This window comes from Streptomyces sp. NPDC050528, from assembly GCF_044457795.1.
Taxonomy (GTDB): Bacteria; Actinomycetota; Actinomycetes; order Streptomycetales; family Streptomycetaceae; genus Streptomyces.
This window is the reverse complement of record NZ_JBITHH010000001.1, coordinates 1070951-1083657: the sequence shown is the minus strand read 5'-3', so window position 1 is coordinate 1083657 and position 12707 is coordinate 1070951. Positions and strand designations below refer to the sequence as shown.

13 protein-coding genes are annotated in these 12707 nt (G+C 69.9%); 7 read left to right on the top strand and 6 right to left on the bottom strand.

Annotated elements, in window-relative coordinates; genetic code table 11:
• Window positions 1-45 precede the first annotated feature (45 nt).
• Window positions 46-1641 carry an amidohydrolase family protein gene (locus ACIBK4_RS04980; RefSeq protein WP_398992164.1) on the bottom strand — a complete coding sequence of 532 codons (1596 nt, stop codon included), beginning with the start codon at window positions 1639-1641 and terminating at the stop codon, window positions 46-48.
• 42 nt (window positions 1642-1683) lie between these two features.
• Window positions 1684-2967: an amino acid deaminase gene (locus ACIBK4_RS04975; RefSeq protein ID WP_398992162.1), complete on the bottom strand. Its 1284-nt coding sequence runs from the start codon at window positions 2965-2967 to the stop codon at window positions 1684-1686.
• A 137-nt stretch (window positions 2968-3104) separates the two neighbouring features.
• Between ACIBK4_RS04975 and ACIBK4_RS04970 the strand changes: the two genes are divergently transcribed.
• From ACIBK4_RS04970 to ACIBK4_RS04950, 5 genes are all read left to right on the top strand, one after another.
• A complete protein-coding gene (locus tag ACIBK4_RS04970) occupies window positions 3105-4151 on the top strand; it encodes a sugar kinase (RefSeq protein WP_398992160.1) in 1047 nt (348 codons plus the stop codon).
• The gene (locus ACIBK4_RS04965) at window positions 4148-4909 is read left to right on the top strand and encodes an IclR family transcriptional regulator (protein WP_398992158.1); all 762 of its coding nucleotides are present in this window, start codon (window positions 4148-4150) and stop codon (window positions 4907-4909) included. The genes ACIBK4_RS04970 and ACIBK4_RS04965 overlap by 4 nt, the downstream gene beginning before the upstream one ends.
• A complete protein-coding gene (locus ACIBK4_RS04960) occupies window positions 4906-5310 on the top strand; it encodes a RidA family protein (RefSeq protein WP_390157553.1) in 405 nt (134 codons plus the stop codon). Before ACIBK4_RS04965 ends, ACIBK4_RS04960 begins: the two co-directional genes overlap by 4 nt.
• 132 nt (window positions 5311-5442) lie before the next feature.
• The gene (locus ACIBK4_RS04955; protein ID WP_398992156.1) at window positions 5443-6918 is read left to right on the top strand and encodes a GntP family permease; all 1476 of its coding nucleotides are present in this window, start codon (window positions 5443-5445) and stop codon (window positions 6916-6918) included.
• Between the two features lie 75 nt (window positions 6919-6993).
• Entirely contained in the window at window positions 6994-7635 is a 642-nt protein-coding gene (locus tag ACIBK4_RS04950; RefSeq protein WP_398992154.1) for a hypothetical protein, read from the top strand.
• Window positions 7636-7679: 44 nt separating this feature from the next.
• Here the strand turns inward: ACIBK4_RS04950 and ACIBK4_RS04945 are convergent, their stop codons facing one another.
• The 3 genes from ACIBK4_RS04945 to ACIBK4_RS04935 all read right to left on the bottom strand — a co-directional run bounded on the left by ACIBK4_RS04945 (window position 7680) and on the right by ACIBK4_RS04935 (window position 11095).
• Window positions 7680-9053 carry a M14 family metallopeptidase gene (locus ACIBK4_RS04945; RefSeq protein WP_398992152.1) on the bottom strand — a complete coding sequence of 458 codons (1374 nt, stop codon included), beginning with the start codon at window positions 9051-9053 and terminating at the stop codon, window positions 7680-7682.
• A gap of 182 nt (window positions 9054-9235) precedes the next feature.
• On the bottom strand, window positions 9236-10477 hold the full coding sequence (locus tag ACIBK4_RS04940; RefSeq protein WP_398992150.1) for a hypothetical protein: 1242 nt from the start codon (window positions 10475-10477) through the stop codon (window positions 9236-9238).
• 108 nt (window positions 10478-10585) lie between these two features.
• The gene (locus ACIBK4_RS04935; RefSeq protein ID WP_398992148.1) at window positions 10586-11095 is read right to left on the bottom strand and encodes a SigE family RNA polymerase sigma factor; all 510 of its coding nucleotides are present in this window, start codon (window positions 11093-11095) and stop codon (window positions 10586-10588) included.
• 123 nt (window positions 11096-11218) lie between these two features.
• On the opposite strand from ACIBK4_RS04935, the gene ACIBK4_RS04930 reads away from it, so the two are divergent.
• Together ACIBK4_RS04930 and ACIBK4_RS04925 are read left to right on the top strand one after the other, a co-directional pair.
• Complete coding sequence (locus ACIBK4_RS04930; protein ID WP_398992145.1) at window positions 11219-11728, top strand: SMI1/KNR4 family protein; 510 nt, start codon at window positions 11219-11221, stop codon at window positions 11726-11728.
• A 143-nt stretch (window positions 11729-11871) separates the two neighbouring features.
• Window positions 11872-12111, top strand: coding sequence for an antitoxin (locus ACIBK4_RS04925; RefSeq protein WP_398992143.1), 240 nt, complete (start codon window positions 11872-11874; stop codon window positions 12109-12111).
• 53 nt (window positions 12112-12164) lie between these two features.
• Here the strand turns inward: ACIBK4_RS04925 and ACIBK4_RS04920 are convergent, their stop codons facing one another.
• Window positions 12165-12677 carry a hypothetical protein gene (locus tag ACIBK4_RS04920; RefSeq protein WP_398992141.1) on the bottom strand — a complete coding sequence of 171 codons (513 nt, stop codon included), beginning with the start codon at window positions 12675-12677 and terminating at the stop codon, window positions 12165-12167.
• Window positions 12678-12707: the final 30 nt, after the last annotated feature.

Genomic DNA, 12707 nt, shown 5'->3' with positions numbered 1-12707 from the left:
TTGTGTGCGGGTGCGTGGGGGCTGGTCGCGCAGTTCCCCGCGCCCCTAAAAGACCCCGCGTACTGATCTGCCCGCTAGTTCGTCCGTTCTGTGGCTGTCCTCGATCACGAAGCGGCCGTCGATCAGTACGTGGGGGATGCCGGTCGGCAGGTTGCGCGGCTCCTCGAATGTTGAACCTGCCGCCACTGTCTGCGGGTTGAAGAGGACCAGGTCCGCCTTGTAGCCCTCCTTGACCAGGCCCCGGTCCGGCAGGCGCAGGCGGGCCGCCGGGCGGGAGGTCAGGTGGGACACGCACTCCTCCAGGGACAGGAGGCCCAACTCCCGTACGTAGTGGCCGAGATAGCGCGGGAACGTGCCGTACGCCCGCGGATGCGGCTTCGCGCCCTGGAGGATGCCGTCCGAGCCGCCGGTGTGGACGCGGTGTTGCATGATCCGGCGGACGTTCTCCTCGTGGCCCACGTGCTGGAGGATCGACGGGGCGAGGCGGTCGGCGAGGAGGAGATGGCGGGCCGTGGGCCAGCTGTCGAGGCGGCGGCCCACGTACTGCGCCAGCGCGGGGTCCGTGACCCCCGCGATCTCGATCGTGTCCCACTCCATCGGCACCCCGTGGCAGCCGTCCGAGCCGATCACCTCCAGGTGGTGGCGGATACGCTCGGCCGTGTCGTCGTCCGCCAGGCGCTTCAGGATCTCCTCGGGACCGCCCTCGCTCGCCCAACTCGGCAGCATCGCCACGAGAGTTGTGCAGCCGGGGGTGTAGGGGTACGTGTCGAGGCTGATGTCGGCGCCGGTCGCCAAGGCCTCGTCCAGGAGGGACAACAGCTCTGGTGCGCGGCCCTCGTTCACGCCGAAGTTCATGGTGGCGTGGGCCAGGTGCAGGGAGCAGCCGGCCTCCCGCGCCAGCTCCACCATCTCCTTGTACGCCTCCAGCGCGCCCGCGCCGTACGAACGGTGGTGGGGGCAGTAGTAGCCGCCGTACGACGCCACCACCCGGCAGAGTTCGGTGAGTTCGGCGTCCTTGGCGTACATGCCGGGGGTGTAGGTGAGGCCGGACGACATGCCGACCGCGCCCTGTTCCATGGCCTCGGCGACCAACTGCCGCATCCGGTCCAGCTCTTGGGGTGTCGCCTCTCGGTCCTCCCAGCCGACGGCGAGCATCCGGACCGTGCCCTGCGGGATCAAGTAGGCCGCGTTGACCGCGATGCCCCGGCCTCCGAACGCTGAGTCCAGCCGGTCCAAGTACTCGCCCACCGAACGCCAGTCGAAGTCGATGTCGTCGCCGTAACCGTTCCACCCGGTGATCGCCCGGCGCACCTCGGCCAGCGTGCGGTCGTCGACCGGGGCGTACGACAGCCCGTCCTGGCCGATGACTTCGAGGGTCACCCCCTGCGCGGCCTTGGCGCTGTGGTCCGGGTCGCGGAGCAACGCCAGGTCGCTGTGGGCGTGCATGTCGATGAAGCCGGGGGAGAGGACCAGGCCCTCGGCATCCAACTCCCGGCGTGCCTTGGGGCGTTGGCAGCCCGCCGCCGCGGCCTCCCGCACGATCGAGACGATCCGTCCGCCGTCGATCACCACATCGGCGCGGTACGACGGTCCACCACCGCCGTCCACCACATCGGCGTCCCGGATGACCAGCTCTTCCATGCCCATGCCTCCAGCGGGGTCCGATACGGCCTGTAGAAGCCTCTAGAAGAACGTACGGATGTAGTCGACGACCGTCCCGTCCGCCTCCGCCAACGGAATCAGCTGCCACTTGTCGAAGGACGTGCACGGGTGGGACAGGCCCATCCCGATCCAGTCGCCCACCTCCAGGTCCGCCTCCGGGGCCGTCCGCAGCCACGCGTGCTGGTCGGACAGGCCCGTCACCTCGACGCCGGTCGCCGGGCGCTCGGTGCCGTCCCGGCGGACGACCTGGGCGACGGGGAGGTCGAGGTCGTAGGCCGCGTCCCGCTTGCCCGCGTTGGCGAAGGCCTGCTCGGGGGAGGGGCGGGAGACGATCTGCGCCCAGAGCCGGAACGCGGGCTCCAGGGCGCCCTCTTCGGGGATGCGGGTGAAGGGGGTGATCTCGCGGTAGTGCCCGTCGTCGTGCGAGACGTAGGCGCCCGACCGCAGCAACTTCAGTGCGGGGAGCGAGAGTTCGGGCAGCTCGGCGAAGACATCGGCCACCGCGTCGAACCACGCGCTGCCACCCGCGCTGACCACGATCTCGTCGAGCCCGGATCCCGAGAAGCGTCCGTCCTTGTCGAAGTCCACGGCGAGCGCGGTCAGTTGACGCAACCACGCGTGCACCCGCCCCGGATCCGCCTCCGGCACCTCCCCCTCGTACCCGGCGACCCCCACCAACCGCAGTGTCCCTACGGCGGCCACCGCGTCCGCGACCGCCGCGCACTCCGCCTCCGTGCGCACGCCGGTGCGGGCGCCCTCGCCGGCGGCCAGTTCGACGACGACGTCCAGCGGGCGGGCGGCGCCGCGCAGGGCCGCGTCCATCAACTCGACGCCGCGCACGGAGTCGACGTAGCAGATGAAGCGGAAGGTGGAGTCGGCGTCGAGTTCGGACGAGATCCACTTCAGGGCCGACGGGTCCACCAGTTCGTTCGCGAGGAAGATGCTGCCGATCCCGAACCGCCTTGCCACGCGCACCTGGTGGGGGACCGCGAGGGTGATTCCCCAGGCGCCGTGGGCGAGTTGGCGGTGGAAGAGCTGGGGGGCCATGGAGGTCTTGCCGTGCGGGGCGAAGGCCAGGCCGTGGCGGGTCGCGTACGTCTCCATGAGGCGGAGGTTGTGGTCCAGGCGCTCGGCGGAGAGGGCCAGGACCGGGGTGGTGAAACCGCCGGTGAAGAGGTTGCGGCGCTGGGCCGCCAGCTCGGTGAGCGTGCGGCCGTCCGCGTCCGGGGGGAGGCCCTTGAAACGGTGGTCGACGCGTTCCCCGGCGAGCCGGGCGAGCGCTTCGGTACCGGAGTCGCGGACCATGGGGCCTCCCTGAGCTGGAGTGTTGCAATCTCTGCAACATTCATTGCGTATATCGCTTACCGCTGTCTAACATCTCGCCCAACACCGGGTCAACGGAGCCGCCGCCCCGGCGCACCGGACGAGGAGCCATCACCATCGTGACCGCCGACGGACAGTCCACCGCCGCCCGTGACGTCGTGGACGTCGTAGCGCTGGGCGAGTCCATGGTCACGTTCCTACCCAGCCGGCCCGGCCGCCTCGCCGACGTACCGTCCTTCGATCGCGCCATCGGCGGCGCCGAGTCGAATGTCGCCTGCGTGCTGGCCGCCGCCGGGCACACCGTCCGGTGGGTCAGCCGGGTGGGGGCCGACGGGTTCGGCGATCATCTCGTCGGGACCATCGGGGGGTACGGGGTCGACGTGTCCGCCGTACGGCGTGATCCCGCACGGCCGACCGGCATCTACTTCCGCACCGCCGGGGACCGGGCCACCGACGCGCACGAGGTCGCGTACTACCGGGCCGGGTCCGCCGCCTCCGCGATGGGCGTCGCGAATGTGGACCTGGCCGCCGTACGGGGCGGGCGGGTGCTGCATCTGTCGGGGATCACCCCGATGCTGTCCGCCGACTGCCTCGGGCTGGTGCGTGAGCTGACCGCGATCCGCGCGCACCGTCCGCTGATCTCGTTCGACGTCAACCACCGCCCCGCGCTGGGGCGTTCGGCCGACGGGCCGAGCGTGCTGCTGGAGTTGGCGCGCGGCGCGGACCTCGTGTTCGTCGGGGAGGACGAGGCCGCCGAGGTCTGGGGGCTCGTCGGGGCCGATGCCGTACGGGCCGCGTTTCCCGACCCCGAGACGCTCGTCGTCAAGCAGGGCGGACGCGGGGCCACCGTCTTCCACCGGGGCGACACCACCTTCGTGCCCGCGCCGCACGTCGACGTCGTCGCCGCGGTCGGCGCCGGGGACGCCTTCGCCGCCGGGTTCCTCTCCGCGACCCTGCGGGGACTTCCCGTACGGGACCGGCTGCGGCACGGGCATCTCACGGCCGCCGCCGCCCTCACCGTCCCCGGCGACCTCGCCGCGCCCCCGGTCCGCGACCACGCCGACCGGCTGGTCGCCCTGGACGACCAGGCGTGGGGGAGACTTCGACTCGGCCCCGGCTGGACCGACGCCGCCGACTGGGCCGACGAGGAGGTATGTACGCCATGAGTCAGACCGTCGACCGCGCGCTCAGCATCCTGCCGCTGCTCGCCGAGGGCCCCGCCGACCTCGGCCAGGTCGCCGAGCGTCTCGACGTCCACAAGTCGACGGCCCTGCGCCTCCTGCGCACCCTGCACGAACACGGCCTGGTCTACCGCCAGTCCGACCAGCGCTACCGCCTCGGCGCCCGCCTCATCGCCCTCGCCCAGGAGGCGATGGAGAACCTCGACATCCGCGAGATCGCCCACCCCCATCTCGTCCGGCTGAACGAGCAGTGCGGTCATACCGTCCACCTCGCGGTGTACGAGGAGAACGAGGTCCTCTACATCGACAAGGTGGAGAGCCGCTACCCGGTGCGCATGTACTCCCGGATCGGCAAGCCCGTCGCCATCACGGTCGCGGGCGTGGCGAAGCTGCTGCTGGCCGACCTCCCGGAGATCGAGCGCCGGGCCCTCGCCGACAAGCTCGAATACCCGATGTACACCGCCCGCTCCACCCCCAACGCCCCCGCTTTCCTGCGGGAGTTGGAGAAGGTGCGGGAACAGGGCTGGGCCACCGACCTCGGCGGCCACGAAGAGTCCATCAACTGCGTCGCCGCGCCGATCCGGGGCGCCGACGGACGGGTGGCCGCCGCGATGTCGGTCTCCGCGCCCAACGTCGTCGTCACCGCCGACGAACTCCTCACCCTGCTCCCCCTCGTCCGTCGTACGGCGGACACCATCAGCGGTGAGTACTCCGGCCGAACTACCACCAGGGACACCGAATGACCGACAAGACCGCCCTCACCCCCAAGACCCACACCGCCCCGCCCGCGAAGTTCTCGCACGGCGTCCGCAAGGGCAACATCCTCCAGGTCGCCGGCCAGGTCGGCTTCCTCCCCGCCGAGGAGGGCAAGCCGCCGACCCCGGCCGGCCCGACCCTGCGCGAGCAGACCCTCCAGACCCTCGCCAACGTCGAGGCCATCCTGGAGGAGGGCGGCGCGAGCTGGGAGGACGCGATGATGATCCGCGTCTATCTGACGGACGTGGACCACTTCGCCGAGATGAACGCGATCTACAACGAGTACTTCGAGGGGCGCGTCGAGGTGCCCGCCGCGCGCACGACCGTCTACGTCGGACTGCCCGCGGGGCTGCTCATCGAGATCGACGCGCTGGCCGTCCTGGGCTGACCTGCTCTGTGAACTGACACTGCCTCAACTTCCGCACACCGTACGACGGTTCGGCGCCCTTAGGGGTGCCGAACCGCGATGCCCCCTGCCCGAAAGCCCCATGCCCTTACGACGATCACGAGGACCCCCACCATGTCCCTACCGCTCGCCGCCACCGCCCCCGCGACACCACCCCACACCGGAGGCCTGCTGCTTCTACTGGACGGCACGGCAGGCCTGTTGACGGTCGCCGCCATCGGGATCGCGCTCCTGCTCTTCCTGATCATCAAGGTCAGACTCCAGCCCTTCGTGGCCCTCCTCGCCGTCTCCATAACCGTCGGCCTGCTGTCCGGCCTCTCGGTCACCGAACTCTTCGGCACGGTCCAGCGCTCGGACGCCGTCTCCACCATCGAGTCCGGCATGGGCGGCATCCTCGGCCATGTCGCGATCATCATCGGCCTGGGCACGATGCTCGGCGCGATCCTCGAAGTCAGCGGCGGGGCCGAGGTGTTGGCGTCCCGGCTGCTGAATCTGTTCGGTGAGAAGCGGGCGCCCCTCGCCATGGGTCTCACCGGCCTGATCTTCGGTATCCCGGTCTTCTTCGACGTCGGCATCTTCGTCCTCGCGCCGATCGTGTACGCGGCCGCCAAGCGCGGCGGCAAGTCGATCCTGCTGTACTGCCTGCCGCTGCTCGCGGGCCTGTCGATGACCCACGCGTTCCTGCCGCCGCACCCCGGCCCGGTGGCCGCGGCCGGTCTGCTGCACGTCCAGCTCGGCTGGGTCATCCTCATGGGCATCGTCTGCGGCATCCCCGCCGTCCTCGCCGCGTGGGCCTACGCCGCCTGGATCGGCAAGCGGATCTTCGTCGCCGTACCGCAGGACATGGTCGAGGCGGCGGCCGAGGCGAAGCAGGCGGTCATCGACGAACAGCGGGAGTCCGGTGTCGTACCGCAGGAGAAGCCGGTGGCGCTGGGCACGGTGCTCGCGATCATCGGTACGCCGCTCGTCCTGATCCTCGCGGCCACCTTCTCGTCGATCGCCTTCGACCCGTCCACCGGCCGCTCGGTGGTGGAGTTCTTCGGCAGCCCGTTCGTGGCCCTGACGATCGCGCTCCTCCTCGCGTACTACCTCCTGGGTCTGAGGCGGGGCTGGTCCCGTAAGTCCCTGGAGACCGTCTCCACCGCGTCCCTCAAGCCGGTCGGCAACATCCTGCTGGTCGTCGGAGCGGGCGGGATCTTCGGTGCCGTCCTGAAGGCGAGCGGAGTCGCGCAGGCCCTCTCGGACACCTTCCACGACGTGGGCCTGCCGGTGCTGGTCCTGTCGTACCTGATCTCGCTGGTACTACGGGTCGCACAGGGCTCGGCGACGGTCGCGATCGTCACGACCGCCGGCATCGTGGCTCCGCTCCTCGCCGAGGGCGACCACTCGCAGGCCTTCGTCGCGCTGGTCATCATGGCCATCTCGGCGGGCTCGATCTTCGCCTCGCACGTCAACGACGGCGGCTTCTGGATGGTGGCGAAGTACTTCGGGATCAGCGAACGGGACACCCTGAAGACGTGGACCGTGCTGGAGTCGGTGCTGTCCGTCGCGGGGTTCGCGGTGGCGGCTGTGCTCAGTCTGTTCGTGTAAGCCGCTTGTAGGCGTCTGATAACAAAGTTGGGGCTGGCTGTGTGCGGCACAGGATCGTCGACCATACTTCGCGCTGTGGAGCAGCGCATAGGTTCGAGCAGCCAGCCCCTGGAGGGCGAGCCCGTGAAGGGTGCCGGATTCGACCCGGCCTTCATCCCGGGGCTCACCGCACCCGCCGTGTCCTCCGACGCACCGGAGGACGCGAAGGCCGAGGCGGCGGAGCCCGAGAAGGCGTCGGTCGAGGAGACCGAGGTCGAGACGGTGGACGTCGAGAAGGCGGACGCCGAGAAGGCCGTTGCCGAGGATGATGACGCCGACGACGCCGACGCGGATGACGACGGCGAGGAGTCGTCCGAGGACGGGCCGGTCTTCGAGGCGTCCGACCGTCGTGCGGAGATCGTCGCCGACGCGAAGGGCGTACGACTGCGCCTGGACGACCAGGCGTGCGAGTTCCGCTGGGACGAGATCGGTGCCATAGAGACCGAGTCGCCGCGCTTCGGCAGGCGGTTCACCATCACGGTGCACACTCCTGACCGCCGTTGGTACCCGATCGAGATCGAGGCGGCGGCCAGGAGCAGGTTCACCGAGTGGGAGACGGAGTTGGACGCGGTCCTCGACGCGTACTTCGACGACGGCGACGATGACGAGGCCGACGGGTCCGACGAGGTGGACGAGGCGGCGCTCGCCGCGGCCGAGGCAGAGGTCCGCGAGGACTAGTCGGCCGCGGTAGGAGGGCTGGTTGGCCGTAGTACGAGGACCGACTAGCCGCAGTACTGGGTCGCCTTGCCGATGGACCGGTACATGCAGTCCGCGTTCTCCAGCAGTTGGAACACCGCGTCCCGGTTCCGTGAGGTCTCCCGCTCGATCACCTCGTCGGGCGGGTAGAAACCGCCTCCGGAACTGGACGTCGGGTACATCTCGAAGGTGTAGTCGAAGATCTTCTGAGTGCCCCAGAGGTAGTCGTCGATCGAACCGTCCGTGATGTACAGGTCGCTGGACTGCTCGGCCGTGTAGCCGTTGCTCGCGCCCATCTTCTGCCCGACCGCCTTGAACGCGGCGGCATCGTCCGCGGTCATCCCGGTGGCCGTGTCGGAGTACGTGTACCCGAAGGGCCAGAGCACCAGCTCGCTGTACGTGTGGAAGTCGATGCCCGCGGTGATCTGCTGCTTCCCGCCGACGACCCGGCTGCGTACGAAGTCGGCGACCACCTTCACCTCGGGCGCCGACTCGGCGGACGCGCCCCGGTAGGTCTCGGACGAGGTCGAGCCCGAAGAGCCGCCGCAGCAGCCCCACTTGTAGTTCCAGTTCCGGTTGAGGTCCGTACCGACGTAACTGGAACCGGAGTTGGGCTGCCGGTTCTTGCGCCACGACCGGTAGGCGCCGGTCGCGATGTCGTACTCGCCGCCGTCCGGGTTGAGATCGGGCACGATCCAGATCTCGCGGTTGTTCACGATGTTCGTGACGCGTGAGTCGGTGCCGTAGCCCGCGCCCAGCTCGCGCAGCAGGTACAGAGCCATCTCCACCGTGAGGTGCTCGCGGGCGTGCTGGTGGAAGGTGAAGATCACCTCGGGCTCGTTCTCGTCCGTGGCCACGTTGTCGCTGACCTTGATGGCGACGATGTCCCGGCCCTGGTACGACTTGCCGATCACCCGCTTGCTCATGATGCTCGGGTAGGCCGCGAGCCGCTGGTCGATCTCCGTGTTCGTCTCGGCGTAGTTGTGGTATTTCGAGTCGGCCGAGGGGAAGTCGAGGAGCCGTGCGGCGTCCGCGGCCGAGGAACGGTCGGGGGCCGAGCCCAACAGCGTGACGGCGTAGCCCTGTTGGCGCAGCTGCTTGATCTGGGCCGCGCGGCCGGAGACGACCACGGTCTCCTCGTCGGACTCGTCCACGGTGACGCCGGCCGCCGCGATGGCCGTACGCGTGACCGGGGTGTTGTGGTCGACGTGGATCTCGTACTGGCGGATGTCGTCCGCGGCCGGAGCGGCCTGGTGGGTGCTGTCGGCGGTGGCCTTGGACGCGGTGGCCGCCGTGACGGGGGCGGCGAGGGCGAGGGCCATCAGGGCGGCGAGCGCGGCGGTGCGTCTGCCGCTACGGGCGCCGTTTCGGGCGCCTGAGCCGCGTATCCGGAGTCGCATGAAATCTCCTTGCTGGAGTTGGGGGGTGTTCCAGTGCGACGTGCGTGAGGTACGGCGTGCGGGTGGAGCGTTCGGGTGGGCATTCCTGTGTGCCGCCTATGGTGAAGTGTTGGCATGGTCAGGTCAAGGACGAACAAAGTGCGCCCTGGCGGAAAACGGCCGTCTCGCGAACCGTCGCCGGATCAGCGCCAGTTGGGGCTGAGGGCGATCTGGCGGAGCTGCTTCATGGTCAGGGCCGGGGTCATACGGGTCGAGGGGCTGTCCTGGGCGTTGGAGTTGAAGGCGCTGATCACCACCCGCTTTCCGTCGGTCCTGATGGTGTCGACGGTCCACATCACGACACCGTGACCGCCCTTCTCGCCGGGGCCCTGGTGCTCGGCGACCTTCGTGCCGTCGGACAGGACCTCGGCGTCGGAGCCGAACAGGTCGCCCTCGACATCCGACATGTCGGCCTGGACGTTGACCTGTACGAGGGTCTTGCCCTTGCCGTCGTCGACGACGAGATAGCCGAACCCGGTGTCGCCGGCGTCGCCGGCCTCGGACACGGTGAGGCCCTTCGGCAGCAGGGACCGGAGTGTGGACGTGACGGACAGGGTGGCGCCCGTGCTGCTCGGACTCGGCGGTGTGACCGGTGCGTTCGGGTCCACCGGCATCGAATCGATCGCGTCCCGCCAGGCCGTGGAGGCGACCGCCTTCCTCAACTGGACTGCGGACAGCGGGGGTTGGGGCCTGGTGATCGGGGCGTCCTTCTCGGCGGCGGCGTTCCACTCGTTGATGCTGACGTGCTGGCCCTGCGGGGTGACGAGTTCGGCGCTCCACCACTTGGTGTCCACCCGGCGGTCCGGATACTCGTACCCCTGAAGGACCATGACCACCGAACCGTCCGCCAACCGGCTCGTGCCGCACGCGTCGTAGTGCGTGAACGCCTTCCCCGGGCACGTGGTGGCCTGCCGCGCCTCGTCGCTCCCCGGCTCCACCCGGCCCAGATTGAGCTCTACGGCTGCCTTGCCCTTCCCGTCGTCGAAGACGGCATGGACGAACGGGGACGATCCCTCGGCGGTGCCGCGGGCCTCGACCTTGGAGTACGTGCCGTCGCCCACCAGGCGGGTGAACACCTGGAACAGAGCCTGGCCGGAGACGGGAGCCGGGGTGGAGGAGGTGGCGGAGGTGGCCGGGGAGGCCTGTGTGCCGGGGGAGCCGCTCGGCAGGAGCAGGGCGCCGCCCACGCCCACGAGGGCGATACCGGCCGCGCTGCCCATCACCGCGGCGTTACGGCGTCGCAGCAGGCGTCGTCGGCCCTTGAGGGCGCCGGCGGTGGCGAGTGCGGCGCGGTCGGTCTCGAAGGCGTTGCCCGCGTCGTGCAGGCCGGCGGTGAGCCGTTCCTCGAAGGGGTCGAGGCGTTCGCTGTGCTGGGCGTCGGGCATGGCGGACCACCGTTTCGCATGAGGGAGTCGAGGCGGGTTCGTACAAAGGGCTTGAGGGAGAAGGGAGTTGGCGTCGGGAGCGGAGGGCAAGGAGTCGGGAGTGGCGGGTCAGGGGCGTGCGTACTCGTCGAGGTTCTCGCCGAGCAGCTCCCGCAGTCGGCCGAGCGCGCGGACGCACCGGGTGCGGACGGCGGCCGAGCTGACGTGCATCACGTCGGCGGTCTCCTCGACGGACCGGTCCTCCCAGTACCGCAGGACGACCACGGCACGGTCCTTGGCGGGCAGCCGGGAGAGGGCCTGGAGCAGGGTCAGCCGGAGGGGCGTGTCGGTGCCGGGGTCGGGCAGGTCGGGCAGGACGTCGGTGGCGCGCTCGGTGCTGCTGCGGCGCCGCTGATGGGCGAGGTAGGTGCGGGTGAGGACGGTCTGGGCGTACCCGGCGGGGTTGTCGACCCGGGCCAGCCGTCCCCAGCCGACGTACAGCTTGCCGAGGGTCTCCTGCACCAGGTCCTCCGCGAGGTGCGTGTCCCCGGCGGTCAGCAGACACGCGGACCGATAGAGATGCCCGGCACGTGCGGCGGCGAACTCCGCGTACTCGTCGGCACGTTCATGTCGTCTCACACCTGATCCCCCTGCCCCCGGCGGTCCCGGTTCCGGCACCGCCCTCACTTGTACTGATGCGGTGGGCCCACAGGAATGTTTCAGCTTGCCCCGTTGTCAGTGGCGGCTGTTACGAATGTCGGCATGACCGAGGACGAGATCATCCAGGCGATCCGCGAACGCTACCCGGCGGGCGAACGGCCGCCGACCGCCCCGCCGGAGGCCGTGGCCGAGGTGGAGGCCGTGGTGGGACACCCGATGCCGCCGCTCCTCAAGCGGATCTATCTCGAAGTGGCCGACGGCGGGTTCGGCCGCTGGGGCGAGGCGCTGTCCCTCGCCGATCCGGAGGCCGGATTCCGCTACAGCGACGCCGATCTGCTGCTCGTGGAGTACCGGGGCTGGCGTAGGGTCCCCGGCTACCCGCCCTCCGTCGTACCGCTGTTGACGTGGGGCTGTGCGATCTGGTCCCTCGTCGACTTCAGTACCCCGGAGGGCCGGATGTGGGGGTGGGACCCCAACGCCCGGTGCCCGCACCACGGAGAGGCGCTGTTCCCCGAGGAGTTCACCTTGGCCGAGCGGCTTCAGGGGTGGCTGGGAGGGGAGGCGGTCTTTCCGGCGGCGCCCGACGCGTCGTCGTACTGCACGGAGGACTGACGCGACCCGGATACGCCCCGAACGCGCCCGTCCCGTACCCCCGCCCGCCGGGGTGTCCGCATCGGTGCCACCTTGTCCTCCGGGGTCCGTCGTGCGGACCATGTCCCTGACCGGGCAAGGCCGTTGCGGCGAGGGGGACTGTCGTGTTCGACAACCTGCGGGACCTGGACAAGCTCAAGGACAAGGCCGAGGAGATCGCCGAGGACCACGGTGACAAGATCGCCGACGGTCTGGAGAAGGCCGGTGACCTCATCGACGAGAAGACGGACGGCAAGCACAGCGAGCAGATCGACACGGCGGTCGACAAGGCACAGCGGCTGTTGGAGAGGCTGGCCGAAAATGCCGACGCGCATGCCGACGAGGGCGGCGACGACAAAAGCTGACCTCTACGGAGCTGATAGCTACGGAGCCGACCTCTACGGACCCGCCGTCGGTGTCACAGCTTGCCGAAGATCACCGACCGCCAGGTCCAGCCCGAGTTGAGGACGGTGTCCTTCAGGGGAGTGCGCAGGTCCGAGGCGGAGAAGCGGAAGGTCTCCGTCGCGCCGAGGCGTCCGTCGTCCCCGCGTCCGACGGTCCAGCGGCGCGTGACGGTCCTGTCCGGCCCGCGCGAATAGCTCGACGCGATCCGGAGGCTCGGTGGATTCCCGACCCGGGTGACCTCGCGCTGTTCCTCCAGTACGCGCACCTCGTGGTCCTTCCGGTTCAGCCGCAGCCGGATCCTGACCGCGTGAGTGAGCTGGGACTGGACGAAGAAGTTCCGCCAGGCGGGCTCGGCGATCCGCAACTCGGCCACCAGATCGGCCTGTTCCGCGGCGCCGTAGCGGATGACGTACGGAACGTCGGGCTGGTTGAGGCCGAGCAGGGCCGCCCGCACTTCCTCGGCCGGGAGCGGCGCGAGTCCGGCCGGGGGGTGCTCGGTTCCGGTCAGTTTGTCGAAGAGTCCCATGGCGGCAATCTATGCAGGGACGAGGGGAAT

What these genes read in the sequence shown, in the direction of transcription:
- ACIBK4_RS04930 (WP_398992145.1), top strand. Translation starts at nt 11,219, where the DNA reads ATGACCGAGGACGAGATCATCCAGGCGATCCGCGAACGCTACCCGGCG.
- ACIBK4_RS04945 (WP_398992152.1), bottom strand. Translation starts at nt 9,053, where the DNA reads ATGCGACTCCGGATACGCGGCTCAGGCGCCCGAAACGGCGCCCGTAGC.
- ACIBK4_RS04940 (WP_398992150.1), bottom strand. Translation starts at nt 10,477, where the DNA reads ATGCCCGACGCCCAGCACAGCGAACGCCTCGACCCCTTCGAGGAACGG.
- ACIBK4_RS04980 (WP_398992164.1), bottom strand. Translation starts at nt 1,641, where the DNA reads ATGGAAGAGCTGGTCATCCGGGACGCCGATGTGGTGGACGGCGGTGGT.
- ACIBK4_RS04960 (WP_390157553.1), top strand. Translation starts at nt 4,906, where the DNA reads ATGACCGACAAGACCGCCCTCACCCCCAAGACCCACACCGCCCCGCCC.
- ACIBK4_RS04975 (WP_398992162.1), bottom strand. Translation starts at nt 2,967, where the DNA reads ATGGTCCGCGACTCCGGTACCGAAGCGCTCGCCCGGCTCGCCGGGGAA.
- ACIBK4_RS04965 (WP_398992158.1), top strand. Translation starts at nt 4,148, where the DNA reads ATGAGTCAGACCGTCGACCGCGCGCTCAGCATCCTGCCGCTGCTCGCC.
- ACIBK4_RS04955 (WP_398992156.1), top strand. Translation starts at nt 5,443, where the DNA reads ATGTCCCTACCGCTCGCCGCCACCGCCCCCGCGACACCACCCCACACC.
- ACIBK4_RS04920 (WP_398992141.1), bottom strand. Translation starts at nt 12,677, where the DNA reads ATGGGACTCTTCGACAAACTGACCGGAACCGAGCACCCCCCGGCCGGA.